The 26,589-nt window shown below is 40.2% G+C and carries 26 protein-coding genes and 2 pseudogenes; 6 read left to right on the top strand and 22 right to left on the bottom strand.

Features of this window, described 5'->3' with window-relative positions; all coding sequences use genetic code 11:
• Positions 1–100: 100 nt before the first annotated feature.
• The 4 genes from SK642_RS03030 to SK642_RS03015 all read right to left on the bottom strand — a co-directional run bounded on the left by SK642_RS03030 (position 101) and on the right by SK642_RS03015 (position 2,363).
• Complete coding sequence (locus SK642_RS03030) at positions 101–730, bottom strand: Pr6Pr family membrane protein (RefSeq protein ID WP_033683317.1); 630 nt, start codon at positions 728–730, stop codon at positions 101–103.
• A gap of 2 nt (positions 731–732) precedes the next feature.
• Positions 733–1,071, bottom strand: a complete 339-nt coding sequence (locus SK642_RS03025) for a zinc ribbon domain-containing protein YjdM (RefSeq protein WP_033683316.1) — start codon at positions 1,069–1,071, stop codon at positions 733–735.
• Positions 1,072–1,200: 129 nt separating this feature from the next.
• Positions 1,201–1,872, bottom strand: coding sequence for a (d)CMP kinase (gene cmk / locus SK642_RS03020; protein ID WP_033683315.1), 672 nt, complete (start codon positions 1,870–1,872; stop codon positions 1,201–1,203).
• An 8-nt stretch (positions 1,873–1,880) separates the two neighbouring features.
• The gene (locus tag SK642_RS03015; protein WP_033683314.1) at positions 1,881–2,363 is read right to left on the bottom strand and encodes an SAG1386/EF1546 family surface-associated protein; all 483 of its coding nucleotides are present in this window, start codon (positions 2,361–2,363) and stop codon (positions 1,881–1,883) included.
• Positions 2,364–2,407: 44 nt separating this feature from the next.
• Here SK642_RS03015 and SK642_RS09935 point away from each other — a divergent pair, with 44 nt between their 5' ends.
• Entirely contained in the window at positions 2,408–2,605 is a 198-nt protein-coding gene (locus SK642_RS09935; protein WP_161681760.1) for a ferredoxin, read from the top strand.
• A 57-nt stretch (positions 2,606–2,662) separates the two neighbouring features.
• Here SK642_RS09935 and SK642_RS03010 read toward each other — a convergent pair whose 3' ends face one another.
• From SK642_RS03010 to SK642_RS02980, 6 genes are all read right to left on the bottom strand, one after another.
• Complete coding sequence (locus SK642_RS03010; protein ID WP_033683313.1) at positions 2,663–3,628, bottom strand: glycosyltransferase family 2 protein; 966 nt, start codon at positions 3,626–3,628, stop codon at positions 2,663–2,665.
• Position 3,629: 1 nt separating this feature from the next.
• Positions 3,630–4,649: a UDP-glucose 4-epimerase GalE gene (gene galE / locus SK642_RS03005; protein WP_033683312.1), complete on the bottom strand. Its 1,020-nt coding sequence runs from the start codon at positions 4,647–4,649 to the stop codon at positions 3,630–3,632.
• A gap of 247 nt (positions 4,650–4,896) precedes the next feature.
• Complete coding sequence (locus tag SK642_RS02995) at positions 4,897–6,000, bottom strand: NAD(P)/FAD-dependent oxidoreductase (protein WP_033683311.1); 1,104 nt, start codon at positions 5,998–6,000, stop codon at positions 4,897–4,899.
• Positions 6,001–6,016: 16 nt separating this feature from the next.
• Entirely contained in the window at positions 6,017–6,814 is a 798-nt protein-coding gene (locus SK642_RS02990) for a Nif3-like dinuclear metal center hexameric protein (RefSeq protein WP_033683310.1), read from the bottom strand.
• On the bottom strand, positions 6,801–7,478 hold the full coding sequence (locus tag SK642_RS02985) for a tRNA (adenine(22)-N(1))-methyltransferase (RefSeq protein ID WP_033683309.1): 678 nt from the start codon (positions 7,476–7,478) through the stop codon (positions 6,801–6,803). Before SK642_RS02985 ends, SK642_RS02990 begins: the two co-directional genes overlap by 14 nt.
• Before the next feature lie 101 nt (positions 7,479–7,579).
• Complete coding sequence (locus SK642_RS02980) at positions 7,580–9,916, bottom strand: cation-translocating P-type ATPase (protein ID WP_033683660.1); 2,337 nt, start codon at positions 9,914–9,916, stop codon at positions 7,580–7,582.
• 133 nt (positions 9,917–10,049) lie between these two features.
• Between SK642_RS02980 and SK642_RS02975 the strand changes: the two genes are divergently transcribed.
• Positions 10,050–10,799 (top strand): lysophospholipid acyltransferase family protein, encoded by a 750-nt coding sequence (locus SK642_RS02975; protein ID WP_033683308.1) that lies wholly within the window; start codon positions 10,050–10,052, stop codon positions 10,797–10,799.
• Between the two features lie 42 nt (positions 10,800–10,841).
• Here the strand turns inward: SK642_RS02975 and SK642_RS02970 are convergent, their stop codons facing one another.
• From SK642_RS02970 to rpsO, 6 genes are all read right to left on the bottom strand, one after another.
• The gene (locus SK642_RS02970; RefSeq protein ID WP_033683307.1) at positions 10,842–11,534 is read right to left on the bottom strand and encodes an alpha/beta hydrolase-fold protein; all 693 of its coding nucleotides are present in this window, start codon (positions 11,532–11,534) and stop codon (positions 10,842–10,844) included.
• The gene (locus tag SK642_RS02965; RefSeq protein WP_033683306.1) at positions 11,515–12,525 is read right to left on the bottom strand and encodes an ABC transporter substrate-binding protein; all 1,011 of its coding nucleotides are present in this window, start codon (positions 12,523–12,525) and stop codon (positions 11,515–11,517) included. The genes SK642_RS02970 and SK642_RS02965 overlap by 20 nt, the downstream gene beginning before the upstream one ends.
• A 19-nt stretch (positions 12,526–12,544) precedes the next feature.
• Entirely contained in the window at positions 12,545–13,300 is a 756-nt protein-coding gene (locus SK642_RS02960) for an ABC transporter ATP-binding protein (RefSeq protein ID WP_033683305.1), read from the bottom strand.
• Position 13,301: 1 nt separating this feature from the next.
• Positions 13,302–14,348, bottom strand: a complete 1,047-nt coding sequence (locus tag SK642_RS02955; RefSeq protein WP_033683304.1) for a FecCD family ABC transporter permease — start codon at positions 14,346–14,348, stop codon at positions 13,302–13,304.
• A gap of 235 nt (positions 14,349–14,583) precedes the next feature.
• Complete coding sequence (locus SK642_RS02950) at positions 14,584–15,204, bottom strand: CadD family cadmium resistance transporter (protein ID WP_033683303.1); 621 nt, start codon at positions 15,202–15,204, stop codon at positions 14,584–14,586.
• A 1,146-nt stretch (positions 15,205–16,350) separates the two neighbouring features.
• Positions 16,351–16,620: a 30S ribosomal protein S15 gene (gene rpsO, locus SK642_RS02945; RefSeq protein WP_001018251.1), complete on the bottom strand. Its 270-nt coding sequence runs from the start codon at positions 16,618–16,620 to the stop codon at positions 16,351–16,353.
• Between the two features lie 204 nt (positions 16,621–16,824).
• On the opposite strand from rpsO, the gene SK642_RS10885 reads away from it, so the two are divergent.
• From SK642_RS10885 to thrS, 3 genes are all read left to right on the top strand, one after another.
• The gene (locus SK642_RS10885; RefSeq protein WP_033683302.1) at positions 16,825–17,199 is read left to right on the top strand and encodes a hypothetical protein; all 375 of its coding nucleotides are present in this window, start codon (positions 16,825–16,827) and stop codon (positions 17,197–17,199) included.
• Positions 17,200–17,455: 256 nt separating this feature from the next.
• The gene (locus SK642_RS02935) at positions 17,456–17,779 is read left to right on the top strand and encodes a MazG-like protein (RefSeq protein ID WP_033683301.1); all 324 of its coding nucleotides are present in this window, start codon (positions 17,456–17,458) and stop codon (positions 17,777–17,779) included.
• Positions 17,780–17,832: 53 nt separating this feature from the next.
• On the top strand, positions 17,833–19,776 hold the full coding sequence (gene thrS / locus SK642_RS02930; protein WP_033683300.1) for a threonine--tRNA ligase: 1,944 nt from the start codon (positions 17,833–17,835) through the stop codon (positions 19,774–19,776).
• Positions 19,777–20,030: 254 nt separating this feature from the next.
• Here thrS and SK642_RS02925 read toward each other — a convergent pair whose 3' ends face one another.
• From SK642_RS02925 to SK642_RS10880, 4 genes and pseudogenes are all read right to left on the bottom strand, one after another.
• Positions 20,031–21,080 (bottom strand): DUF389 domain-containing protein, encoded by a 1,050-nt coding sequence (locus SK642_RS02925; protein ID WP_033683299.1) that lies wholly within the window; start codon positions 21,078–21,080, stop codon positions 20,031–20,033.
• A 293-nt stretch (positions 21,081–21,373) separates the two neighbouring features.
• Entirely contained in the window at positions 21,374–22,885 is a 1,512-nt protein-coding gene (locus SK642_RS02920) for an ATP-binding cassette domain-containing protein (protein ID WP_033683298.1), read from the bottom strand.
• A 403-nt stretch (positions 22,886–23,288) separates the two neighbouring features.
• Positions 23,289–24,164, bottom strand: a complete 876-nt coding sequence (locus SK642_RS02915; RefSeq protein ID WP_033683297.1) for an Rgg/GadR/MutR family transcriptional regulator — start codon at positions 24,162–24,164, stop codon at positions 23,289–23,291.
• A gap of 287 nt (positions 24,165–24,451) precedes the next feature.
• Positions 24,452–24,569, bottom strand: a pseudogene (locus tag SK642_RS10880) (XRE family transcriptional regulator); the annotation flags it as partial.
• 2 nt (positions 24,570–24,571) lie between these two features.
• Between SK642_RS10880 and SK642_RS11185 the strand changes: the two are divergent.
• Positions 24,572–24,690, top strand: a pseudogene (locus tag SK642_RS11185) (integrase); the annotation flags it as partial.
• A 231-nt stretch (positions 24,691–24,921) separates the two neighbouring features.
• Here the strand turns inward: SK642_RS11185 and SK642_RS02910 are convergent.
• Both SK642_RS02910 and SK642_RS02905 read right to left on the bottom strand, forming a co-directional pair.
• Complete coding sequence (locus SK642_RS02910; RefSeq protein WP_033683296.1) at positions 24,922–25,896, bottom strand: sensor histidine kinase; 975 nt, start codon at positions 25,894–25,896, stop codon at positions 24,922–24,924.
• On the bottom strand, positions 25,889–26,566 hold the full coding sequence (locus SK642_RS02905) for a response regulator transcription factor (RefSeq protein ID WP_000548991.1): 678 nt from the start codon (positions 26,564–26,566) through the stop codon (positions 25,889–25,891). Before SK642_RS02905 ends, SK642_RS02910 begins: the two co-directional genes overlap by 8 nt.
• Positions 26,567–26,589: the final 23 nt, after the last annotated feature.

Genomic DNA, 26,589 nt, shown 5'->3' with positions numbered 1-26,589 from the left:
AATCTTCTATTTTTTTGATAGTTATCAAAAAAGTAAGAAAAGAAGAAGTCTCATTGGTTTGTAGACTCCTTCTTAAACTAGAAAATGAATCCCTTGTATCTTAGGATGATTTTCTCTTGATTTGCTTAATAAAGTAGAAGATAAATCCTGCCACCATATAGGCAACAAAGATAATCAGACACCACTTGAACACGACATCCCAACCCTTATTCACATTCAAAAAGAAGTAAGGGAAAGGACTGACCTTAGAATTGGGGATGTCTAATTTCAGTACCAAGCCATTAAAAAGAGCAAAAATCATATACAGCAAGGGTAAAATCGTCCACACAACTGGATCCCAAATCTTGTATTGACCCTGTTTGTCAAAAAAGAGGGTATCCGCTAAAAACCAAAGGGGAACGATATAGTGGCAAAGGAAATTTTCTAGAGTATAGAAATTAGTCGCAATAGGCGCTAAGAGGAAATGGTAAATCACACAGGTAATCATGATACTCATGGTGACCCCACCTTTTAGGCGCAAGAGACTTGGCCTTTGCCAGTTTTCACCTAAATGGCTCATAACCTTTAGGAGATAGAGCGTAAAAATCGCTACTAAAAGATTTGACAGAACCGTATAATAGAGAAGCATCCCAAATCCGCCATGCTTGGCGATTTCAAGATAAACTCCCGTAAAAGCCGCTAGAAACAAGAAGATACGGCTATAAAATACAAGTTTATAGTGCTTTGACATGTTTAAATTTTCTTCACAAACTCTGATTTAAGTTTCATAGCGCCAAAGCCATCGATTTTACAGTCGATATTGTGGTCGCCTTCTACGATGCGGATATTTTTCACGCGCGTCCCTTGTTTCAAATCTTTTGGCGCACCTTTTACTTTCAAGTCCTTGATGAGGGTTACTGTATCACCATCAGCCAATTTATTTCCGTTGGCATCGATAGCGACAAGGCCTTCTTCTACTTCTGCAACTTCAGCAGGATTCCACTCATGAGCACACTCTGGGCAAACCAGTAGGGCACCGTCTTCGTAGACATACTCTGAGTTACATTTTAGGCAATTTGGTAGGTTGTTCATGTTTTCTCCTTATCATCATTCACTATTCTTTGAAAATCAAAATTTCTCGAACAGCAACTATTATACCTTAAAATTAGTATTTTGACAAATTTAGAAAAAACCGATATCCATCTATCGGCTTTTCTACATTTACATTCTTTTTTCAGCTTCTGCTTTGATTTTTTCAACTACTTCTTGAATGTTCAAGCCTGTTGTATCAAGGTAGACAGCATCCTCTGCTTGTTTGAGAGGTGAAGTCTCACGATGACTATCCTTGTAGTCACGCGCAGCAATTTCCTCTTTTAGTGTTTCAAGGTCTGTTTCAATTCCCTTGGCAACATTTTCCTTGTAACGACGCTCTGCTCTCTCATCAACAGAAGCTACTAGGAAAATTTTCAATTCTGCTTGTGGCAATACGACAGTCCCAATATCGCGACCATCCATGACAATACCGCCTTGCTGGGCAATTGCTTGTTGGAGGGAAACTAGTTTCTCACGAACTTGAGGAATTGCTGCAATAGCAGAAACATGATTGGTCACTTCATTTTCACGGATAGGATGAGTAATATCCACATCTCCTACAAAGACAAGCTGTTCTCCAGTTTCTGAACGTCCAAAACTGATTGGATGCTGATCCAATAAGGCGAGAAGTGCTTCGACTTGTTCAACTCCTAACTGGTTTTGGAGAGCCATATAAGTCGCTGCACGATACATAGCACCTGTATCTAGGTAGGTGTATCCAAAATCCTTAGCAATAATTTTTGCGACCGTACTCTTACCACTTGAAGCAGGACCATCAATAGCAATTTGAATTGTTTTCATATCAACTCCTATTTGATTTTAACAACATCACCTGGATTAGCAAACCAAGATCCTGTAGCCATGTGCCCAGGATTCAAGGCCTCTAACTGAGCAATCGAAATCCCCGCGCGAGCTGCAATAGCTGCTTCTCCTTCTCCAGCCAAGACTTTTGTCGTCCCTTCTGGATCTGTTGAATGTTCTGAGCTACTAGATGACTCTTCCTTTCCCTCTGAACTAGAAGATGCCTGCTCTGAACTACTAGAAGATGAAACCTGTACTACATTTGCATCAGAATCGTGAAAATCTTTCAAGGCTGCCGTGCGATTGCTCCCACCCGATGAAAGATAGATAAGAACAATGATCATCACGACTACAATCACAAAGAAAATACTTGCTAAGATAGTTAAGATACGGTTAGCAACGACTCCTCCGCCTTGTTCTCTCTTACGACGTTGTATTCTTGTTTCTTCTTGATTCTCATAAATATCTTCTTGCCACGGTTCTTTTGCCATACCTTACTCCTTGTTTTTTTTACTTTTCTTATTACAATATAAATATGAAAATCACACTTATACCTGAACGTTGCATTGCCTGTGGGCTTTGCCAAACTTATTCTGATTTATTTGACTATCACGATAATGGAATCGTGCGTTTTTACGATGACCCTGATCAACTAGAAAAAGAAATTTCTCCTAGCCAGGACGTCATAGAAGCTGTGAAAAACTGTCCGACACGTGCCTTGATTAAAGATTAACTCTAATACCGACAGGAACGTTCCACTCCTTCTAGTTTAGCATATTTCCATGCAAAATTATAGTCTTTTCACTTTATTTTTTTCTGTAAAATCAGGAAGGTCACTTTTTTCTTTGATAAGATAAAGTGGTCTTTTTTTAGTCTCTAGATAAATCTTACTAATATACTTGCCGAGAATCCCAATGGTCAAGAGTTGAATGCCTCCGAGAAAGAGAATGACAGCCATCAGAGAGGTCCAGCCAGATGTCGGATTGCCCAGAATGAGGGTCCGAACCACAACAAAAAAGGTCATTAGTAGAGAAATAAAACAAGATAGGAGACCAGCCACAAAGGCTATAATCAGGGGAAAATCTGAAAAATTGACAATCCCTTCAATGGAGTAGAAAAAGAGTTGCCTAAAACTCCAACTGGTCTTGCCAGCCTGTCTTTCTACATTAGGATAATCCAGATAATGGGTTTTAAAACCAACCCAGGCAAAGAGCCCCTTTGAAAAACGATTGGACTCAGTCAAACTTAAAATGGCATCTACTACAGATCTTCTCATCATCCGAAAATCACGGATACCTGACGGCAGGGCTACTGGACTGATTTTTTGCATAAGGCGATAAAAAAGATTAGCACAAAAACTGCGAAAGAAGGGTTCTCCCTCCCGACTAGTTCTCCTGGTTCCTACGCAGTCCAAGTCTGTATTTTGTTCCAGTAAAGCTTTCATCTCAAGTAACATACTAGGAGGATCTTGGAGGTCTGCATCCATTACCACCACCAGATCTCCTGTCGCATACTGCAAACCTGCATACAAAGCTGCTTCTTTGCCAAAATTTCGAGAGAAAGAAAGATAATGCACTGCCGGATTTTGCTCCCGATAGGTCTTTAAGAGTTCCAAGGTCCCATCACTTGATCCATCGTCGACAAAGACATACTCGATTTCTGTTTCCAAATCTGGAAGTAAAGCTTCCAAAGCCTGATAAAAAAGAGGAAGTACTTCCTCTTCGTTTAAACAGGGGACAATGATTGACATCACCATCTTAGTCTTCAAATCCATTTGGATGCTTACTTTGCCAACGCCATGCGTCTTCACACATTTGGGTGATGCCGAGTTCTGCTTCCCAGCCCAGTTCTGCTTTGGCTTTTGCAGGATCTGAATAGCAGGCTGCGATATCACCTGGGCGACGATCTACAATGCGGTAAGGAATTGGGCGTCCCACTGCTTTTTCCATGTTTTGGATAATTTCAAGAACAGAATAGCCTTTACCTGTTCCAAGGTTATAAACGTTTAGACCTGAGCCTTTTTGGATTTTTTTCAGAGCTGCAACGTGACCTTTAGCCAAATCGACAACGTGGATATAGTCACGAACACCAGTTCCATCTTCCGTATCGTAATCGTCTCCAAACACTTGCACTTGCTCTAATTTCCCAACGGCTACTTGAGTCACATATGGCAAGAGGTTGTTTGGAATACCATTTGGATTTTCTCCTAGGTCTCCACTTTCATGAGCTCCGATTGGGTTAAAGTAACGAAGCAAGACCACATTCCATTCTGAGTCTGCTTTGTAAATATCCGTCAAAATTTCCTCTAGCATGAGCTTGGTACGACCGTATGGATTAGTCACTGAAAGTGGGAAATCTTCCAAGATAGGCACTGTATGAGGATCTCCGTAAACTGTCGCAGAAGAACTGAAAATAATGTTTTTACAGTTAGCTTCTTCCATAGCTTTCAAAAGGCTAACAGTTCCTGCTATATTGTTGTCATAGTAGGCAAGAGGGATACGTGTTGATTCGCCAACAGCCTTCAAACCAGCAAAGTGAATGACACCAGTTGGTTCTTCTTGCTTGAAAATATCTCTGAGAGTGTCAGTATCACGGATATCTGCCTCATAGAAAGGAATTTCAACTCCTGTAATTCTTTCAACAACTTCTAAACTTTTACGGTTACTATTAACAAGGTTATCCACCACAACAACCTGATGACCTGCTTGGATTAACTCAATAACAGTATGGGTTCCGATAAAACCTGCTCCACCTGTTACCAAAATCTTTTCTTGCATCTTCTTTCCTCGATTCTCGGATTATTTTTTTCTTATTTTACCATTTTTGATAGGGAATGTCATTTGCCATCCTAGAGGGTAGGATAAAATTTCAGTAAAATGCTTATACTCTTTAAAAATCTCGTCAAACCACGTCAACGTCGCCTTGCCATGGGTATGGTTACTGACTTCGTCAGTTCTATCCACAACCTCAAAGCAGTGCTTTGAGCAGCCCGCGGCTAGTTTGTTCTTTGATTTTCATTGAGTATTATTCGCTTTTTAGTCGTTTGACATAGTTTTCAATTGGATAGTTTAGAGGGTCCAAGGTCAACTCTTTGTCTTGGATCAGTTGAGCTAGATGGTAACCAATGATAGGACCAGTTGTGAGGCCTGATGAACCTAGTCCACTAGCCGCATAGACACCAGTTAAACCAGGTACTTGCCCAAAGAAAGGCGAGAAATCACTTGTATAGGCACGGATTCCCACACGTTCACCTGATGATTTCGCTTCTGCTAAGGTTGGGTAGTGAGACAAGGCTGCCTCCTCCATTTGTTGAAGCAAGGTTTCATCTACTGTCAAATCAAATCCCATGTCATTTTCATGGGTAGCACCTAAGGACAATTTCCCACCTGCAAAAGGAATCAAATCCCACTCTCCTTCGGGCATAACAACAGGATAGACTTCCATGTCTTGGGCAAGCTGATAGTCTCGGAGTTGTCCTTTTTGAGGACGAACATCCACAGCATAACCCAAGGGTTCTAACAAGTCCCCCAACCAAGCTCCCGTCGCCAAAATGACCTGTTCAAACACCTCTTCACCAATCTGGTAACCTGATGATAAAGGTGTCAGACTCACTTTTTCTTTGACCAGCTTGACCTGACTGGCTTCTAGCAAACGAGTAACTAAGAGTTGGCCATCTACTCTCGCTCCACCAGAAGCATAGAGCAGGCGGTCAAATCCCTGCAAGCCAGGGAATAATTTATTAGCTGAGGCTTGATCAAGAATGGCTAACTGCCCTATCAAGGGAGACTCTTCTCTGCGCTGGAGAGCTAGTTCATAGAGTTCTTCTAGCTTGGATTCGTCCTTCTTTAAGAGAAAAACTCCCGAACGCTGGTAAAAGTCGATTTCTTGCCCTGACTTCTCTAAATCAGACAACAAATCTACATAAAAGTCAGCCCCCAAGCGCGCCATCTTATACCAGGCTTTATTACGGCGTTTTGAAAACCAAGGACTAATAATTCCTGCTGCAGCCTTGGTGGCCTGACCTTCTCCATGGTCAAAAACGGTCACCTCTAGGTCACTTTCTTTCGAGAGGTAGTAAGCTGCTGTTGCTCCCACAATTCCTGTTCCTATAATGGCTACTTTTTTCATTGTTTTCACTTTCTAACTAGATATGGTGGAAAGGATTGGTTGATGCTTGACTAGGTACAATATCAATAGTCCAGCCACTTTCTACTTTCCATTGATTAAGAAGCTCTGCGATTTTTTCCACAAACAGCACTTCGATATAGTGTCCTGGATCCAATGCTAGCAAGCCATCAGACAGCATATCCTGAGCAGTGTGGTAATAAATGTCACCAGTGATATAGACATCAGCCCCCTTAGCTAAGGCATCCTTATAGAATGACTGCCCGCTACCACCACAGATAGCCACTCTTGAAATAGGCTTCTGCAAATCAGTCTCTTGATAATGCACCATTCGAAGACTATCTAGGCCAAAGACTTGCTTAACATGCTGGGCCAATTCTCCAAATGTCTGAGGCTGAATATTCCCAATACGTCCAAGTCCACGTTCAGGACCTGTCTCCTGTAGATAAGTCGTCTCCTCGATACCTAGCATCTGGCAGAACCAGTCATTGAGACCATTTTCAACGATGTCAATATTGGTATGGCTGACATAAACTGCGATGTCATGCTTGATGAGGGCGATGTAAATTTGATTTTGTGGACGGCTAGCTACCAAGTCCTTGATCGGACGGAAAATCGGCGCGTGCTTGACGATAATCAAATCCACACCCTTTTCAATGGCTTCAGCCACCGTTTCTTCACGAATATCCAGAGCAACCATGACCCTTTGGATATCCTTGTCCAAAGTGCCAATTTGCAGGCCACGACTGTCTCCCTCCATGGAAAATTCCTGAGGGCAAAAGGCTTCATAAGCTCTGATTACTTCACTTGCTAGCATGGAGAACCTCCTTGATGGCTTGAATCTTATCTACTAGAACTTGACGTTCCTCCAGATTTTTTTCTGGGACTTGTCCGAGGGCGAACTCTAGCTTATCTGCTTCTTTTTGCCATTTTTGGACAAAGACTGGGCTGATTTCTTTGGACAAGAAGGGACCAAAGCGGACATCACTGGCTGACAACTTCATTTGTCCCGCTTCCACAACTAGAATTTCATAAAACTTGCCAGCTTCTTCTAGGATGCTTTCTGCTACAATCTGGAATCCGTGTTCCTGCAACCAGATACGCAAGTCGTCTTCACGATTATTGGGTTGGAGAATCAAACGCTCTACATGCGCTAGCTTGTCCAAGCCTTCTTCTAAAATCCTAGCAATCAAACGACCACCCATACCTGCAATGGTAATAACCGATACTTGGTCTGCCTCTTCAAAAGCTGCCAGGCCATTGGCTAAACGAACTTGGATTTTCTCCTTTAGACCGTGCGCCTCAACATTTTTAACCGCTGACTGGTAGGGACCTTCCACCACCTCACCTGCAATGGCGCTTTTGATTTGGCCTCTCTCGACTAACTCGATTGGCAGATAAGCATGGTCACTCCCCACATCTAGTAAAATGGCTCCCTGTGACACAAAGGAAGCCACTAATTCTAATCTCTTTGAAATCATCTTCTCTCACTTTCCAAAACTCTATTACCTCTTATTATACCACATTTCAGCTGGCAATCTTGCACCTAAAAAAACCGCAATCCACAGATTGCAGTCTTTCTTTATTTTCTGGCTTGATAGCGACTAGTTATAATGAAAATCACGGTAAAGACCAACATCATGACACCATAGACAGGCAATGTTTGTCCTGTTAATGTCGAAATTTCAAGCAGTTTTTGAATTCTTGGGAAGAGAGCTGTAGCTAGGAAGCCACCTACTGACCAGACAATCAAGAGGGCTCTCCAGAGGGTAAATGGCAGACAGGCTCTAAATACGGATAAGAAACCGATAGACCCAAGTAGATAATAGAGGAGAGTTGAGATTTCTAACTCAGACCAACCTTGGCTACTTCCAAATATTTTCACAAAAAGAACGCTGAACACAACCATGAGAGCGCTTGGTAGGGCACGAAGCATAGATTTTCTGAGGAAGTTTGGCTCAACAGGTTTGATATTTCGCTCAAAAGTCAGAACGAATGGTGGGAAACCTTCCACAAACTGGTCAATCATGGTAATCTGGATTGGAATGAAGGGGAAAATCAAGATCCACTCAGACCAACCTAGTAAAGCACTGGCGATACAAATCACCGCGAGCAAGAAGGAATAGATGGTCTTAATCAAGAAAATCGGTGCAATATGGGCGATATTATTGACCACCCGACGACCTTCAAAGAGAATCTCAGGAACATCATTGAAGTCTGAGTTCAAGAGAACCAGATTGGCAATCTGACGAGTCGCTGGATCTCCCTCAGCCATTACAATCGAACAATCCGCCTCACGAAGAGCCAGGATATCATTGACTCCGTCCCCTGTCATAGCTGTTGTATGCCCTGCTTTTTTCAGCGTTTGGATGATGAGTTTCTTTTGATGAGGGGAAACACGTCCGAAAATAGCTGTTTCCTCAGCCATGACAACCAATTCCTCATCCGTGATTTTTGAGCAATCCACATAGCTGTGGTAGTCCGCAAAACCAGCCTTCTGGGCAATGCTGGATACCGTAACTGGATTGTCACCAGAGATAATCTTGAGTCCCACTTCTTGAGAACGGAGATAGTCCAGCGTCTCTGCTGCTCCTTCTCGAATGGGGTCCAAAATCTCCAGCAAGGCCAGGGCCTGAATATCAGATGGTTTCTGTGGTTTGTGATGGTCTAGTTTTTCCTCACTGAGTGCCAAGACCAAGACACGTGACCCTCTCTCCAAAGCCTCTCTGGCTTCTGGGACTTCAGAGTCCAATAACATCTCAGGTGCCCCTAAGAAAACTGTCCCCAGACCTTCCAATTCCATAGCTCCCCACTTGCGGTCGCTTGAGAAAGGAAGATTGGAAAGCATAGGATAGGCTACTTGGCCTTGGAAACGCTGGCGAATAGCTTGAGCTGTTGGATTCTTATCCTCACTATGGGCTATGTAGCTGGTCAAAATGCTGGCAATAGCCTTGTCATCGTAGGCTTGAGTTAGCGGAAGAACCGCCTCCACCTGCATCTTTCCTTGGGTAATGGTGCCCGTTTTGTCCAGACAGAGCATATCTACGCGCGCCAAGGTCTCAACAGAGTACATCTCCTGCACCAAGACCTTTTTCAAGCCCAGCTTAATCACCGCAGTCAAGAGCGAAGTAATGGTCAAAAGGGCAATCCCCTTAGGCAACATTCCCAAAAGAGCTGTCGACGAATTTACAACGGATGACTTGAGAGGCAGGCCTTTCAACATCAAGGCTTCTAACAAGAGAGCTAGACCAAAGGGAATGATAATCTTCCCAGTAAAACCAGCTAACCTGTCCAGCGATTTCATGATACGGGAGTTGATCGGTTTCACGGTCTTGGCTTCCAGCATGAGTTTGGCTGCATAATTGTCTGCTCCTACATGGTGGACTTGAGCCAAAACTGACCCACTGGCTAGGAAGCTTCCTGACAAAAGCAAGGCGTCAACTTCCTTTTGCACCAAATCACTCTCACCCGTCAACATGGCTTCATTGACTTCCGCAAAGCCTTCCAAAACCAAGGCATCACTGGGAATCTGCTCTCCAGCAGACAGACGAATGATATCTCCTAACACCAATTCTTCAGGATTGAGGGCAACTTCCTGACCATCACGAATAGTTTTAACCTTTTCCTTGGTCATAAGATTGAGCTTGTCCACCATGTGTTTAGCCCGCAGCTCAGTCACAATACCAGAAAAGGCGTTAAAGCAGATAACAGCAAAGAAGACCAGATTGCTCCAAGCCTGCACAAAAGCTAACGCCAAAGCAATGGCAAAGTTCAAAGCGTTAAAAAGGGTAAAGACATTTCGTTTAACGATTTGCCAAGTACTGGTACTGGCCGAAGCAGTAAAATCATTGACCAAGCCCTTAGCCTGTCTTTCCTTGACTTCTCTTTGGGTTAATCCCATAATCTTATTTTTATCCATAAATTCTATCATATCATTTTTTCTAAAAGAATTCTAATCTCATCCCAAATATGCACCTAGTCAAGGGAAAAAGTTTGCCAGCCCTCCTTTGATAAGGTATAATATTAACAAGAAAACAATCGAAGGAGATCGCATGTTTTATACTTATTTACGTGGATTGGTTGTCTTGCTCCTATGGTCCATCAATGGCAATGCCCACTATCATAATACTGATAAAATTCCTAATCAAGATGAAAATTATATCCTAGTGGCGCCTCATCGCACCTGGTGGGATCCTGTTTATATGGCCTTTGCGACCAAGCCAAAACAATTCATCTTTATGGCCAAAAAAGAGCTCTTTACCAACCGTATCTTTGGCTGGTGGATTCGTATGTGTGGCGCCTTTCCTATTGACCGTGAAAATCCAAGTGCTTCAGCCATCAAATATCCTATCAATGTTCTTAAAAAAAGTGACCGCTCTCTCATCATGTTTCCAAGTGGAAGCCGTCACTCAAACGATGTTAAAGGTGGCGTAGCCCTGATTGCCAAGATGGCCAAGGTCCGAATCATGCCGGTTACCTACACAGGTCCTATGACTTTGAAGGGCTTGGTTAGCCGTGAGCGTGTCGATATGAACTTTGGAAATCCAATCGATATTTCAGATATCAAGAAAATGAATGATGAAAGCATTGAAACAGTCGCCAATCGTATCCAAGCAGAATTCCAACGTTTGGACGAAGAAACCAAACAATGGCACAATAATAAAAAACCGAACCCACTCTGGTGGTTTATCCGCATCCCTGCCCTCATCCTTGCCATTATCCTTGCTATCTTAACCATCATCTTTAGCTTTATCGCAAGCTTCATCTGGAATCCAGATAAGAAAAAAGAGGCTCTTGGTTAAAAAATACAACAATCCCTTGGCAAAAGCCAAGGGATAATTCTTTTACTTGATTTTCCATTTTTGGGCCAACCAGCTAGAAAAGGCTAGAAATCGTTCATCCACTTGCTCATGGTGACCATAAGGATCAAAGACAAACTGGCCTTTCGGATAGCGTTTTTGAAGACTGGTATGGATCTGCTCAGCATAGACTGGTGCTTGAGCCAGGCGATTGCTATGATGGGCTCCTTCTGTTTGACCATTCTGTAAATACAGCAAACAGTCTAGATTTTTCACTGTCTCTGCCTTGCAGTAAGTCACAAAATCAGGATACCAAAAGGAACCGCAGATCGAAAAGACACAGGAAACCTTGTCAAAGCTGAAAAGACTGGAGACTGCCGCCAAACCACCTAGTGAATAACCCCCATAAGCAAGTCGATCTTCGTCCAGGCGATAAAGCGACTGCAACTTATCTAAAAGACCTCCAAATAAATGGCCATGATAGGCAGTTGCCTGACCGCCAAAATCTGGAGCTCCATCTCTCAGAGCAGATGCCTTCCATGGAGTGTAGTCGTCTAGACGATTTTTAGAGGTCAAGCCCACTAAAATCACAGATTCTGAAAGGGATGATAGGAAATCCAAATTTCCATCATTCAAGAGAATCGCTGGATAGCTTTGATTGGAGTCATAGGTCGAAGGCAGGCTGACCTTGACTTGGATTCCTTCCCAATCAAACTCATTATTTATTGATAAAGTCATTGATTTTCTCAAGGGATTCAATCACTGCTGGACCATAATCCATCAACTCATCGTAAGAAATAGTCATGATTTTTTGATTCTTAATAGCAGGAACACCTTCCAAAACAGCATTTGCCTTCATCAACTCTACTGCTTTTTCATCCAATTTTTTATTGCGGTCGCTGGTTACATAGATAATCAATTCAGGATCCATTGACACGAGATTTTCCAAGGTCAAGCCTGATGTCCCCGTAGCAACGTTGGTATAACCAAGTTGGTTCAGCAAACTTTCTTGCAAAGCAGACTTGTAGGCACCGAAGGTCTCATCATTATAAGCAACCATAATCAAAGCCTTTTTCTTTTCACCTTGGCTTGCTGGATTTGCTTTCTTAACAGCGTCAATTTTAGTTTGTAATTGGGCTGCGTATTCATTGGCCTTGTCCTGAACATTAAAAATCATTCCAAGATTTTTAACATCTTCTACGATATTCCCCAAATCTTGCTGAATCGTTGAGAGAGAAGCTTTTTGCGTATAAACTGGGATTTTGTTTTCATTCCAAGTGCTAACTGTCCCCAAGGATTTTTCAGAAAACATCATGTTTCGACCCATCACAGCTTCTGGCTCATAAGAAAGGACTGTCTCTTGTGAGACTGTTTTTTTATCCCCAATTTGAGGAATAGTCGCAATCGCATCCTTGTATTTGTCCGTCACAGCATTGTCCGGGTTAAGCATGCCAGCAATTTTATCCTTCAACCCCAACTCCAATAAGATTTCAGTGGTTGAAAGATTGTTGGTGATAACTTTTTCAGGTGCCTTTTCAAAAACTTGTTCGACTTCATTTCCTTTAGCATCATAGGTCTTAACAGTTAACGGATAAGTCGTCTCTGCGTTAGCCTTTTGACTTGTCTCTGTGCTAGATTGTGTGGTAGCTTTTTCTGTAGTAGTGTTACCACAAGCTGCCAAAGTTAAGGTAGCTACTGTTACCAGTAAAATGCTTAGTGTTTTTTTCATCTTATTTTCCTTTTCATTTTTATAAATAGTGAATCATGGCTTGCTGATCCTCGGTCCAAGTAATCTGACTTTGAACTCCATATACAGTTTGCAATGACTCAGGGGTGATGGTCTCCTTTGGAGTCCCTTGGTACAGGATTTCCCCCTCTTTCATCAGATAGAGATAATCCGAATAGCGACAAGCAAGTTGAATATCATGCAGGACAGCTAGAACATTGATATTTAGATTTTTCACAATGGCCAACAAGTCTAACTGATACTTGATATCCAGGTGATTGGTTGGTTCGTCAAGGAGCAAGAGAGTCGGTTCTTGCACCAAGGCGCGGGCTAGTAAGACTCGCTGTTTCTCTCCCCCTGACAGAGAAGAATAGAGACGAGTTTTCTTCTCAAGCATATCCACCTTGACAAGGGCATCTTGAACGAGCGTAAAATCTCTTTCCCTTTCCTTCTGTAAAAAAGAGAGGTGGGGAGTTCTTCCCAGCAAGACGATTTCTTCAACTGTACAATCAAACTGCAATTGATTAAACTGAGTCACAACTGCCATTTGCTTGGCTGTTTCTTTGAGTGACCAATGTTCCAGTGGCTTTCCATCTAGGCTTATCAAGCCTTTGTCCGCCTTTTCCTGACGATAGAGGAGTTTAAGTAGACTGGTTTTCCCGCTTCCATTTGGTCCTAGTATCGTGTGAAATTGATGCTCCTCAACCTTAAGAGAGACTCCTTTGAGGATTTTTTTCTCTCCTAGTCCAAAGTGGATATCCTGACAAATCAAGTCCATATCAGACCCTCACCTCCCTTCGCCGACCTCCAACAATGTAGATGAAGAAGGGAGCACCTACTAAGGCTGTGAAAATACCAATAGGAAGCTCTGCGTTTGGAATGATGATACGAGAGAGTACGTCTGCCCAGATGACAAAGAGGGCACCTAGCAAGGTTGCAACAGGAAAAAGCCTCTTGTAATTCGTTCCTACTAACCCTCGAGCTAAATGTGGAGTAATCAGACCGACAAATCCAATAATCCCACAGGTTGCCACTAAGACTGCTGTCAGCACAGCCACCATTGTCACATAAAGATACCAATAAAAGCGTAAGGGAATCCCCAAAGTTAAAGCAGCCTCATCTCCCATCATCATCGCATTGAAAACACGATACTGAGTAGAGAAAAATAGAAAGGTCATTCCTACTACTATAGTTGGCAGGATCAAGTCTGCCCAGGTAGTCCCAGCAAGCGAGCCCATTGTCCAAAACTTAATGGTCATCACACTATCCGCATTAGCTCCGACTGAGATAATAAAGTTGGAAAAAGCCAGAAAGAGAGCGTTGACCACCGTTCCTGATAAAATCAGACTAGAAGTCGTCATTCTTCCCTGCATAAAGGCAATGATGAGAACAACAATTGTTGCCAAAATAGCTCCAAGAAAAGCTCCAAGGCTAATCATCACTTTTAAACCAAGAATGATGCTCAAGGTTGCCCCTAGAGTTGCACCCGCAGATATTCCTAAGACATAAGGCTCTGCGATGGGATTGTTCACTGTAGACTGCATCACGCTACCACACATAGAAAGACCAGCCCCCACTATCAAACCTAACAATACTCGGGGGAATCTCATGTTCCATACAATGGCAAGAGTAGACTTGGAAACCTCTCCTATCTCAAGAGAAAATCCCAACCTGCTCAAAATAATCCGATAGGTATCTCCTAAATCAATCGCAACAGATCCCATTGAAACTGCTAGAAAGAGAGAAATCCCTAAAATACCTAGCAAAACAACTAAAAGTAACACAAATTGTTGGTCTTGTCGGCTTCCAGAAAATTTGGAAAGCATGCAAACCTCCTTTGATAGAATCTTAAAAATTTAGAAAATTCTCATGAAAAGTATACCATATTTTTAACTATGGAACAAGATGAGAAAAAATGAATATAGTTGGTTTTATAGTGCTAGGAACCGTAAGTAAAGATAATACTTGAGTATATCGAGGTAAGGTGACAACGTAAAAAGCCCTCTGAAAATCAGAGAGCTGATTTGAGCTCGGGCTAAAATCCTAGTGAAACAAAAAAATCTACACGGTCAGAAAAGTCTCTATCGTGCCATTTTCATACATGATGTATAGTCCAAGTAGAATGAATACTAAGGGCACAATGATTCGCTCGTATTTTTCAATTGTCTCGAATATTAACGGAATAGAGGATAACACCCGACTAATCTCGCATAAGATAATTATGCCGATTACAAACACAAGCAAGGCCACGAGGGTCTGTGACCAATCTAACGAAGCAAAATAAGGTATATAGATACCTAAATTATCTCCGCCAGACGCAATTGTCAGCAATGTAACTGTCCAAAACAGTTGATTTGCCTTGCTTTGTTCTAATCTTTCAATAATTTCTTCCTCTTCTTCCTCTTCTTCCTCACCTTCTCCAATAATTGCAAAGCGAATCCCTAAATAGATAGGGATTAAACCAAGCAATCCAACCATCCATTCTTCAGGCACGAAATTAACGACATAAGCAGCAACTAAACTCGCCCCTACAAGTAAGCCTGTGCCTAGATATTGCCCCGCATAAATATGCCATTTTTGTTTGTTCTGTGATAGCTGTGCAAATAAAATAAATAAAATAATTAAATAATCGATACTGGTGGAAATATAAACACCAATAGCAGATATGATTGTCTGTACCATAAAAAACTCCTGTATTAGTCAGTAATAAATCAGCAGATTTTAGGGAAGCACAGACACATTAATTTAGCTATCGCTAGTGGGTAATGTCGAACGTAGGAAAGCATTTTACTCCTCCTCAAAATGTAGTTACAAAGTAATTTCTAACTGGAATTCGGTGACTACTTCCATGTAAAGTATAACATACTATACTTTACTTCGTAAAGTGTGGGCTCTCCGAGGGGGCTTTCAGACAGCTACTCAGCTTGAAAAGCCGAGTAGCTGCGCACCTTTATGGTGTAATTAGCTGATACCATTTGAGGTTTTTGTAGTCTCCAAAATTGTGACCGATAAAACAGCTTAGACTTAATGCAATGCAGCAAACCAGTTTTTGTAGTCTCCAAAATTGTGATCGATAAAACCTCAATAAAAAAGCCCTCTGAAGTCAGAGAGCTGATTTGAGCCCGGGCTAAAATCCTAGTGAAAAAGATGAAACTCCTTGTGTTCATCGAACACGGTGTCCTTTCCCTATTTTCATACGGATTTTTGACGCCCTTAGCATCATAATTCTTGCTGGATAAATCGTTTATAGACTAGGCGACAAGGCGAAGATTGTACAAAAACTTTAGTGAAACAAAAATATCTCACAGAAGGGAGAATATCTGGTTTATTTTACCTTACAGTGCTAGGAACCGTAACCTAAGATTATACTTGAGCATACCAAGGTAAGGTGACAACGTAAAAAGCTACCCATTTTAGAGTAGCTTCATTATCAAGATATGCTCAATTGAACACGGTCCAAGCATAGAAAAAAGCTCCCCAAAATCAGAGAGCTCCAGTCTTGCTGGATAAACCGTTTATAGACTAGGCGGTAAGCCGAAGATTGTACAAAAACTTTAGTGAAACAAAAATATCTCACAGAAGGGAGAATATCTGGTTTATTTTACCTTACAGTGCTAGGAACCGTAACCTAAGATTATACTTGAGCATACCAAGGTAAGGTGACAACGTAAAAAGCTACCCATTTTAGAGTAGCTTCATTATCAAGATATGCTCAATTGAACACGGCCTAAGCACTTGGCAAAAAAGATAAAATCTCCTAGAAACTGAAGTTTCTTCGTCAATTTTCCTATTTTTGCTTTGTGCTTTTGACGGCCTTTGTATCTTGAATTAGCGACGAAGTCCTAGAGAGTTGATTAACTCACGGTAACGGTTAACGTCGTTTTTACGCAAGTATGCAAGCAAGTTACGACGGCGACCGATTTTCTTCATCAATCCACGGTAAGTAGCGTGGTCTTTTTTGTGTTGTTTGATGTGTTCGTTAAGGTGGTTGATTTCCCAAGTAAGGACAGCAACTTGAACCTCTACTGAACCTGTATCACCTTCGTGACGTGCATATTGTGCGATGATTTCATTTTTTTTCTCTTTTGAGATTGCCATGATGTTTCTCCTTTTTATTTGGCTTCATCCGAGTGACAGGTTGGCATGCCTGTAACCAAGAAGAAGTTATTTGTCTTTACGACAATCCCTATTCTACCAATAACTAACTTCTTTGTCAACAGATTTACTTTCTTGTTTTAAACATGCTATAATAATCATAGCAAGAAATCTAAGTTGTCTGTTTTTTAAAACGAGGTGATTATCATGCGTAGATTCTATTCCCATCTCCCCTACTATCTGGTCATACTTTTCTTTTATTGGCCACTTTATCAGTTGTTATCACTAATTATTTCTGACCCCCTTTTGCTCAAGAGTCTCTACGTAAATAATATTCTCTTCTTTACACCTCTGGTAATCTTGATTATATCGCTACTCTATAGCTACCGTTTCCGTTTCTCACTTTGGTGGTTAATTGGTAACGGACTGCTCTTTTGCTTTACTATCATAACTTTTGGTGAGTTTATACTAATTTACTTGCTAATCTATGAAACCTTGGCTCTGGTGGGCATGGCTTCCGGTATTTGTATCAAGCATATTCTACAAAAAATGAAAAACAAAAAACTTTCACAAAGTCCTTGAAAAATCTCACAATCATGCTATAATAATCCATAGAGACAAGTCACTTAGTCCCTTTCTACTAGAGAGTGCGTGGTTGCTGGAAACGCATAGGAAGCCTAAATTGATACTACTCTACTGACTTTTATGAAAACATAAAACGGTGGCCACGTTAGAGCCAATCGGAGGTGTCCCTCTCTTTTGAGGTACATAAATGAAGGTGGAACCACGTTGCGACGTCCTTTCGAGGATGTCGCAATTTTTTATGAGGAGGCTAACTATGGAGTTGCAAGAATTAGTGGAGCGCTGTGGGGCAATCCGACAAGCTTATTACGATCTGGAAGTTAAGCATCATGATTCCAGGTGGACGGTAGAAGAAGACCTCTTGGCTTTATCTAATGATATTGGAAATTTCCAACGATTAGTGATGACCAAGCAAGGACGCTACTACGATGAAACACCTTACACACTGGAACAAAAACTTTCAGAAAATATCTGGTGGCTAGTAGAACTTTCTCAACGTCTGGATATAGACATTCTGACGGAAATGGAAAACTTCCTCTCTGATAAAGAAAAGCAATTGAACATTAAGACTAGGAAGTAGTCTGCAAAAAAGTCAATGCTTAGAAACTGTGAAATAATAAAAAGGAGAACATCATGATTAACATTACTTTCCCAGATGGCGCTGTTCGTGAATTCGAATCTGGCGTTACTACTTTTGAAATTGCCCAATCGATCAGCAATTCCCTAGCTAAAAAAGCCTTGGCTGGTAAATTCAACGGCAAACTCATCGACACTACTCGTGCTATCACTGAAGATGGAAACATCGAAATTGTGACACCTGATCACGAAGATGCCCTTCCAATCTTGCGTCACTCAGCTGCTCACTTGTTCGCCCAAGCAGCTCGTCGTCTGTTCCCAGACATTCACTTGGGAGTTGGCCCAGCCATCGAAGACGGCTTCTACTACGATACTGACAACACAGCTGGTCAAATCTCTAACGAAGACCTACCTCGTATCGAAGAAGAAATGCAAAAAATTGTCAAAGAAAACTTCCCATCTATTCGCGAAGAGGTGACTAAAGACGAGGCGCGTGAAATCTTCAAAAATGACCCTTACAAATTAGAATTGATTGAAGAACACTCAGAAGACGAAGGTGGTTTGACTATCTATCGTCAAGGTGAGTATGTAGACCTTTGCCGTGGCCCTCACGTCCCATCAACAGGCCGCATCCAAATCTTCCACCTTCTCCATGTAGCAGGTGCTTACTGGCGTGGAAATAGCGACAACGCTATGATGCAACGTATCTACGGTACAGCTTGGTTTGACAAGAAAGACTTGAAAAACTACCTTCAAATGCGTGAAGAAGCCAAGGAACGTGACCACCGTAAACTTGGTAAAGAGCTTGACCTCTTTATGATTTCACAAGAGGTTGGTCAAGGGCTTCCATTCTGGTTACCAAATGGTGCGACTATCCGTCGTGAATTGGAACGCTACATTGTCGACAAGGAATTGGCTTCTGGCTACCAACACGTTTATACTCCACCACTTGCTTCTGTTGAGCTTTACAAGACTTCTGGTCACTGGGATCATTACCAAGAAGATATGTTCCCAACTATGGACATGGGTGATGGGGAAGAATTTGTCCTTCGTCCAATGAACTGTCCACACCACATCCAAGTCTTCAAACACCATGTTCACTCATACCGTGAATTGCCAATCCGTATCGCTGAAATCGGTATGATGCACCGTTACGAAAAATCTGGTGCCCTCACTGGTCTGCAACGTGTGCGTGAAATGTCACTCAACGACGGTCACCTCTTTGTCACTCCAGAACAAATCCAAGAAGAATTCCAACGTGCCCTTCAGTTGATTATCGATGTTTATGAAGATTTCAACTTGACTGAATACCGCTTCCGTCTCTCTCTTCGTGACCCTCAAGATACTCACAAGTACTTTGACAACGATGAAATGTGGGAAAATGCCCAAACTATGCTTCGTGCAGCTCTTGATGAAATGGGCGTGGACTACTTTGAAGCCGAAGGCGAAGCAGCCTTCTACGGACCAAAATTGGATATCCAAGTTAAGACTGCCCTTGGTAAAGAAGAAACACTTTCAACAATCCAACTTGACTTCTTGCTTCCAGAACGCTTCGACCTCAAATACATCGGAGCTGATGGTGAGGAACACCGTCCAGTCATGATTCACCGTGGTGTAATCTCGACTATGGAGCGCTTCACAGCTATCTTGATTGAAAACTACAAAGGTGCCTTCCCAACTTGGCTAGCACCTCACCAAGTAACCCTCATCCCAGTTTCTAACGAAAAACACGTGGACTACGCTTGGGAAGTAGCTAAAAAACTCCGTGACCGTGGTGTCCGTGCAGATGTCGATGAGCGCAATGAAAAAATGCAGTTCAAGATCCGTGCGTCACAAACCAGCAAGATTCCTTACCAATTGATCGTTGGGGACAAGGAAATGGAAGACGAAACAGTCAACGTTCGTCGCTACGGACAAAAAGAAACACAAACTGTCTCAGTAGATGATTTTGTTCAAGCTATCCTAGCTGATATCGCCAACAAATCACGCGTTGAGAAATAAGAGATAAAACCTGGGATAAAATCCTAGCTACCTAAAAAGCAACAACTATTTCAGCTGTTGCTTTTTATATTTTTACTCAATGAAAATCAAAAAGCAAACTAGGAAGCTAGCCGCAAGCTGTACTTGAGTACGGTAAGGCGACGCTGATGTGGTTTGAAGAGATTTTCGAAGAGTATTATTTAATCCGAGCTAGTAGTGATTGACCAAACTACCACACAAAATTTGCTTTCATGAGTTAGATAAGGTCAATATCCTCATTCCTTGTCTGCTTCATTTTCTTTTACGAGATCTTTTTGTGAATCCTTTTCAGAGAGTTTTTGATCGATATACTTGTTAATGGTTTCATAAAATTCCTTGGTCGTCTCACCGTCTAATTTTGTCGAATTATGAACTTGATTGACTTTCAATTGAACAGATTGAATACCGTAAGAGGCTTGTTTTTGGTGGAGCGTTTCTAATTCTTCTTCTGAAATCGGATCTCCAACAACCGTCAAGACCAATTCATTGTTCCTTGACTTGTAGACTTGATTGATGACCGTATGATTGGCGAACTCTTTTCCTACAAACTGTTTGATTCCTTCTTTTCGCGCTTGATCTATCGTCAGAGTGACTGCTGAATAGCTGGCTGGAAGAATCAATAATACAATCAAGGATATCAAGCCAATTCTCATTTTAATATTTAACTCTTTAAATGAACTTAAGGGAGATTTTCTCATCAAAATTCTTGTTCCAACAATGTTTGTTAGCATGATAAAAACACAGTTGATCAAGAAAAGATAGAGAGCTCCAAATAAAAATCGTACATTTCCATTAGCTAAACCGTAACCTGCAGTGCAGATAGGTGGCATCAGAGCTGTTGCAATGGCTACTCCTGGTACGATATTGTTTGCTTCTTTTTTCCTTGAACCAATGAAACCTGCTATCCCACCAGCAATAGCAATGAGAACATCCCAAATGGTTGGAGAGGTTCGTGCAATCAATTCGCTACTTGCATAAGATAAGGGAGAAATCCAGAAATACAGAGCCGAGACAAGCAAGCTGACCAATACTTGAGTAAATAAAACCTCTAGAGATTGCTTGATTAAACGCGTATCAAAAATAGCTAAACCAAACCCCAGTCCAACAATCGGTGTCATAAGAGGGGAAATCAGCATGGCTCCAATAATGACAGCTGTTGAATTCATATTTAGGCCGATAGAGGCAATAAAAATCGCACACATCAAAATCACTGTATCTCTTAATCGAACATGAAGATCATCATATAATTTCTCACGGTATTCACGTGTTGAATAGTTTCCGGTCATTGGTTACTCCTTTTATTTCATATAATCTTGCTTCTGCATGGATGATGGTAGAGAGACTTCTGTCCAATCTTACATATTTTTCTTCTCACCTGTTATTCTTTTGAAAATTATCCTTTAAGTATCCGTCAGTCCATTCTTAACATTATATCAAAAATTTTACAGTCTTTCTCTGACGAAATCTATCAATTGAATAGATAGATGAAGCAAGAAATTTTAGATTCCTTATTAGAAAAAGAAAAACCGGTATCTCCTCTGAACTCCTGATACTATGCGTTTTATTCTTTATAATTTAGCTATTTCAAAATTACAAGTTCTCCATTCTTAATTTCCCAAACTTGGTCAAACTTACTTAATAATTCGTTTTGGCGATGTAAAGTAACAATGACGGCACTTGGTAGTTCCAGAACTCTTTCCAATTCCATTTTAAACTGATTAGTATCCAAGGCAGAGAAAGGTTCGTCTAGGATAAGCAATGGATTTTTACGATTTTTCTCACGATTTAAATACATTCGTTGTTGCTGACCACCTGACAGGGATTGTGGTGGAATTTTTTCAAAATCTTCTTCTCTGAATTTTTCATTGAAACTATTGAATAGCGTTACATTATTTTCATAACTCGAAATAAATGTATGTTCTTGTTGCAGAATCATACCGAATCTTCCCCAAAGATGGTCCAAAACAAGCCCATCTAGCACAATTTGTCCTTCAAAATCTTCATCTGTTCCATTTAAAATGTTGAGAAGACTACTTTTTCCAGCCCCATTCTTACCAATAAGCGCAATTTTATCTCCTTTTTGAATCGTAGCGGAAGTAATTATCAATTTTGATTCTCCCAGTTGTTTGGAAATGTTTTTCAAAGTAATCGTATCAAAAGAATGTTGAGGTGCTTGAACTGAAACGGGTCTCCCAACAATGTTTTGAAAACTCTTGATTACAGGCTTTACGGACTCTAACATTTGTAAATCATAAAGGATTTCCTGTATTGGTTCAGAAAAAGCATTAATATATCCAAAACTCGCCACCACCTCAGGAATACCGAGTTGCTGGTGAGATAGAGAGTAGGCTAAATAAATAAACAGAACAAGACTAATGAATTCAAAAGAAACACCTGTCAATAAGATGCCTGTAATTTTTGTCAAACCATACTTAAAATACTTATCCTGCAAATTCTTTAGAGAACTCTTTTGTTGATTCAAAAAATGCGACATAGTTAGTTTATTTACCAAATGATGTCCCATGAGCAAATCCTCCAAAGTTCGATAGTAATCTCCTTGTTTTTTCAAGTAAACCTGTCTACGATTAGCGGTCAACTTCCCAACGATTTTAGGAATTTGAATACTAATTCCAGTGGAAAAGATTAAAATCAGTGATACAATAGGATTAATTGTTCTGCTAATAATGAAAGCGTAAATGATGATACGTAAAATTTGTTTGATAAAACTCATCAATGGAGGAAGGTAATCCTTTTCCAACGAATCTAGGTCATTAGATTGATAGGAAATATACTCTGCTACTGTTTTCTGCTTGAAATCGTGGTGACTGAGTCCCAGAAGTGAACGAAACCACTCATTTTTCAAAGTAGTCGAAAAGATAATCCCCTGCTTCCAATCAAGTATCATTTGGATATAGTTACAACTCAAATAGCCTGCCACTGACATAGAGTAACCATATAGAGCTACTTGATAATCCCCTTTGATTAATGCCTGCGTGAAATACGGTAACAAAGCTGTGCAGATATTCGATACTACACCAAAAAGAAAATTAAAGAAGAGATACCATCTAATAGTTTTAAGATATGGTAGCATATACAATACTCCTTGCTAATGCGTTTTTTTACATATCGCAGAACAATCTCTACTATTCCCTATTTCAGATAGTGCGATACTCGGACATTGAGTGCAATAATTGTAAATCACACAAGTACTGCCGTTTTTACTATCATTCAAAATATAATTTGCTATTTTGTAAAATATAGGTCTATCCCATGTTTCTTTGATAGATGTAAAATGAATATTTTCAATACTTCTATTATAAAGAGAACAAGGCTGAACTGCACCTAGATATGTTGTAAAAAGAGATAACTGTACTGAACTACAAGTTAGAAAAATTCCTGATTTATCAATAAAATTAACATCATTAATTCAATATCTTTTTGTAAAGACAGTATATCACTTTATAAATTCAATTATTTTTCGTCCCACATCTGCACTATATACCATTATTTAAATATGACTCTAATATTTTTCTTAAATGCTCATCGTATCGGTTAGCAAGTTTTTCACATTCTGCTACACGCATAAAACCAATTATTTTTCTCATTTTTAATATTGACTGTGTTGTCTGATTTTTCTTAAATTCGTAAAAAGCACATGCATATTTAAAAATTAACCGTTCATAAATCTCAGATTCATCAAAATAAAACTGAGAAATTTTTTTCTCAAAGTATTTTGCATCCACAAGATGATCTCTTTCAATACAAATAATAAGTGCATTTAGAACCATACTAGCAATCACTCTTCTATAGCTTGGTATATCGTGATAAAACTCTGTTCTATGCAACATCTCTTTTGATAATAGTAGAAAAGTAGCATGATTAAAAATATACATGATATTTCCAAATAACAAAATTTCAAACACACCCCAATAATCCACACCGAACAAATAATCAGTTATTCTTTTTATATCCGTGTCATTGAAACAGTCTTCTTTTGATAATTCTTGAAGTTTGATTTTTAAAAAAACTATTTCCATCTCAGAAAAAAGAGATGAATTATTATTTTCTATACGTTTAATCAATAATTTATGTAATTTTGCCACATTTCGATTAAGGAAACATTGTTTAACTTCATCTATTGTTTGGTAGAAACGATCTCTTTTAAAATCATTAGTTGCATACATGAATTCTTCAATAGGGACATTTATTTGTTCAAGTGCTATCAGAAATTTTGTAATAGTCAGATCTGTCTCTCCTTTTTCAAATCGAGATAACTGTGAACGTGATATCCCTTTGTTTTCTATATCTCTAAGAGAAATTTTTCTTGATTCTCTAAATACCTTATATGTCTCTCCGAATTTCTTTAACATAGTACACCTCCTTTAGCAAATATGGGACAACTGCAAAATAAACTTTCCTATGTGATAAAATGTAATTAAATTATACCATATAATTAAGTTAAGCGATGTTTTGTTCAAGGAGATTTCACATAAATATTCCAGTAAAAAATTCATGATGGCTTTACTGGAAATCATTATAATTATTACCTTATATTTACCGCTTTGCTGTATCCAACTAAAAAAGTAACTGAAAATCTTGGACAGTTACTTTTTTAGTTTATGAGTACTTTATATATAAGAGCTAACTTTATCATCCCTTTCCCCACAATATCGACATAGAATACATTGAATTTCTGACAAATGGTATCTATCAATTCCGTTAAAATTGGATTCCTAGCAACTAAGGTTATTGTATGAAATACCTACAATACGTATAAATTCTTGGAAGCAGTTCTATATCAGTTACACAAATATATATGCACCCATCTCATTCAAAACAAAAGAAAACCGCAGTTCTTTTAATCCTGTATCAGCGATTCATTCTGAAATCGAATAGGAGATATTTCCCAAGACTACAATTCACTTCATCTCAAATTAATTTTTGTAATTCCACCTTAGTTTATAGATTTTATACTCAACAAAAGTATAAAATCTATAAAACTTCACTTTGAAGCAGTATTTATACTATATCCGTATTAAAAATACTATTATTGGTTTTGTAAAAAAACGTCTTCAGATATCCTGAAATATAGCAAAAAGAGATTGGGTAAAAACTCATTGTCTCTGCTCACTCAAGGACTAGGTTCACTTGAGCAAACTGAATCCGCACTATCGTTCCTTTTCCGACCTCAGACTCGATGCGAATCTGGTGCCCCAGTTCTTCAGAAATTTTCTTAGATAGGTAGAGGCCAAGTCCAGATGACTGCTGGGTTAGGCGTCCATTATATCCTGAGAAACCACGTTCAAAGACTCGGAGGACATCACTGTTTTTTATCCCGATTCCCGTATCCTTGATACAAAGCTCTTGCCCGTCCATATAAATCTCCAGACCACCTTCCTTAGTGTACTTGAGACTGTTAGAGATGATTTGTTCAATGACCACTAGCAGCCACTTTTTATCCGTCACAATTTCTTTATCAAGGTCATGCAGATTGACACTTAAGCCTTTTTGAATAAAGAATAGAGCGTATTTACGCAGTATTTCCTTGACCAAGTCCTCAATTTGAACCTGCTTTAAGACCAAATCATCATGGAAACTTTCTAAACGCAGGTACTGCAAGACTAGATTAGTATAGGAGTCTATCTTGAAAATTTCCTGTTCTAGCTGCTGCTTCAGTTGGCGATTGGCTACTTCTGCAACTAAGAGTTGACTAGCTGCAATGGGAGTCTTAATCTGATGAACCCACAAGGTATAGTAATCCAGCAAATCCGTCAGTTTTCTTTCTGCATCTGACCTCTGCTGGTAGAGTTCCATCTCACGCGCTTCTAATTTTTCTGCCAAAGCTCTTTCCAAAGGAGACTTGGCTTCCCTCTCCCCATAGAGAATTTCCTGACGATAGACCTGCATTTCCACCAATATGTCCCAAGTGAAAAATAAGATGGTTACAAAGCAACACAAGAGGAAAAAGTAGAGAAAGTAAATTCCTAAACTAGCAAATAAAAACTGAAAGAGCAAAACTAGAAACGCTAAAGCAAGCAGATAGACAAACAGACGACTACGAGAGCGCAGATAGGCTAGAAAAAATTGTTTCCAATCAAGCATGCTTCAGTCCGTACCCTATCCCTTTCTTGGTCTCGATAAATCCTACCAAGCCCTGCTCTTCCAATTTTTTACGCAAACGAGCCACATTGACAGAGAGGGTATTGTCATCAATGAAAAAGTCACTGTTCCAAAGTTCCCGCATCAAGTCATCACGCGCTACGATATTGCCTGCATGCTCAAACAAAACGCGTAAAATCTGGAATTCGTTCTTGGTCAAGTTCAACACTTGCCCTTGATAATGTAAATCCATGGATTTTGTATTGAGGATCACACCAGCATATTCCAGTAAACTCTCATCACGCCCAAACTCATATGAACGGCGCAACAAACCCTGAACCTTAGCTAAAAGAACCTGCTGGTCAAAAGGTTTGGTCACAAAGTCATCCGCCCCCATATTAATCGCCATAACAATATCCATAGCCTGGTCTCTGGAAGACAGAAACATAATCGGCACCTTGGAAATCTTGCGAATCTCCTGGCACCAGTGATAGCCATTAAACAAGGGCAAGCCAATATCCATGAGGACCAGATGAGGTTCCGACTGGACAAAAAGACTCAAAACTTCCATAAAGTCTTCTACCAAGACCACTTCAAATCCCCATTCAGAGAGCATTTTCCCGACCTGTTGACGAATAACCTGATCATCTTCTACTAGTAAAATCTTGTGCATGCGCTCCTCCTTTTCTATTATTA

This window comes from Streptococcus mitis, from assembly GCF_000722705.1.
GTDB lineage: Bacteria > Bacillota > Bacilli > Lactobacillales > Streptococcaceae > Streptococcus > Streptococcus mitis_P.
The sequence above is the reverse complement of the archived record's forward strand: the minus strand, read 5'-3'. Positions and strand labels throughout refer to the sequence as shown.

Excerpts from the sequence above, each read along its gene's own strand:
- SK642_RS03030 (WP_033683317.1), bottom strand. The coding sequence starts at position 730 with ATGTCAAAGCACTATAAACTTGTATTTTATAGCCGTATCTTCTTGTTT.
- SK642_RS03025 (WP_033683316.1), bottom strand. The coding sequence starts at position 1,071 with ATGAACAACCTACCAAATTGCCTAAAATGTAACTCAGAGTATGTCTAC.
- cmk (WP_033683315.1), bottom strand. The coding sequence starts at position 1,872 with ATGAAAACAATTCAAATTGCTATTGATGGTCCTGCTTCAAGTGGTAAG.
- SK642_RS03015 (WP_033683314.1), bottom strand. The coding sequence starts at position 2,363 with ATGGCAAAAGAACCGTGGCAAGAAGATATTTATGAGAATCAAGAAGAA.
- SK642_RS09935 (WP_161681760.1), top strand. The coding sequence starts at position 2,408 with ATGAAAATCACACTTATACCTGAACGTTGCATTGCCTGTGGGCTTTGC.
- SK642_RS03010 (WP_033683313.1), bottom strand. The coding sequence starts at position 3,628 with ATGGTGATGTCAATCATTGTCCCCTGTTTAAACGAAGAGGAAGTACTT.
- galE (WP_033683312.1), bottom strand. The coding sequence starts at position 4,649 with ATGCAAGAAAAGATTTTGGTAACAGGTGGAGCAGGTTTTATCGGAACC.
- SK642_RS02995 (WP_033683311.1), bottom strand. The coding sequence starts at position 6,000 with ATGAAAAAAGTAGCCATTATAGGAACAGGAATTGTGGGAGCAACAGCA.
- SK642_RS02990 (WP_033683310.1), bottom strand. The coding sequence starts at position 6,814 with ATGCTAGCAAGTGAAGTAATCAGAGCTTATGAAGCCTTTTGCCCTCAG.
- SK642_RS02985 (WP_033683309.1), bottom strand. The coding sequence starts at position 7,478 with ATGATTTCAAAGAGATTAGAATTAGTGGCTTCCTTTGTGTCACAGGGA.
- SK642_RS02980 (WP_033683660.1), bottom strand. The coding sequence starts at position 9,916 with ATGGATAAAAATAAGATTATGGGATTAACCCAAAGAGAAGTCAAGGAA.
- SK642_RS02975 (WP_033683308.1), top strand. The coding sequence starts at position 10,050 with ATGTTTTATACTTATTTACGTGGATTGGTTGTCTTGCTCCTATGGTCC.
- SK642_RS02970 (WP_033683307.1), bottom strand. The coding sequence starts at position 11,534 with ATGACTTTATCAATAAATAATGAGTTTGATTGGGAAGGAATCCAAGTC.
- SK642_RS02965 (WP_033683306.1), bottom strand. The coding sequence starts at position 12,525 with ATGAAAAAAACACTAAGCATTTTACTGGTAACAGTAGCTACCTTAACT.
- SK642_RS02960 (WP_033683305.1), bottom strand. The coding sequence starts at position 13,300 with ATGGACTTGATTTGTCAGGATATCCACTTTGGACTAGGAGAGAAAAAA.
- SK642_RS02955 (WP_033683304.1), bottom strand. The coding sequence starts at position 14,348 with ATGCTTTCCAAATTTTCTGGAAGCCGACAAGACCAACAATTTGTGTTA.
- SK642_RS02950 (WP_033683303.1), bottom strand. The coding sequence starts at position 15,204 with ATGGTACAGACAATCATATCTGCTATTGGTGTTTATATTTCCACCAGT.
- rpsO (WP_001018251.1), bottom strand. The coding sequence starts at position 16,620 with ATGGCAATCTCAAAAGAGAAAAAAAATGAAATCATCGCACAATATGCA.
- SK642_RS10885 (WP_033683302.1), top strand. The coding sequence starts at position 16,825 with ATGCGTAGATTCTATTCCCATCTCCCCTACTATCTGGTCATACTTTTC.
- SK642_RS02935 (WP_033683301.1), top strand. The coding sequence starts at position 17,456 with ATGGAGTTGCAAGAATTAGTGGAGCGCTGTGGGGCAATCCGACAAGCT.
- thrS (WP_033683300.1), top strand. The coding sequence starts at position 17,833 with ATGATTAACATTACTTTCCCAGATGGCGCTGTTCGTGAATTCGAATCT.
- SK642_RS02925 (WP_033683299.1), bottom strand. The coding sequence starts at position 21,080 with ATGACCGGAAACTATTCAACACGTGAATACCGTGAGAAATTATATGAT.
- SK642_RS02920 (WP_033683298.1), bottom strand. The coding sequence starts at position 22,885 with ATGCTACCATATCTTAAAACTATTAGATGGTATCTCTTCTTTAATTTT.
- SK642_RS02915 (WP_033683297.1), bottom strand. The coding sequence starts at position 24,164 with ATGTTAAAGAAATTCGGAGAGACATATAAGGTATTTAGAGAATCAAGA.
- SK642_RS02910 (WP_033683296.1), bottom strand. The coding sequence starts at position 25,896 with ATGCTTGATTGGAAACAATTTTTTCTAGCCTATCTGCGCTCTCGTAGT.
- SK642_RS02905 (WP_000548991.1), bottom strand. The coding sequence starts at position 26,566 with ATGCACAAGATTTTACTAGTAGAAGATGATCAGGTTATTCGTCAACAG.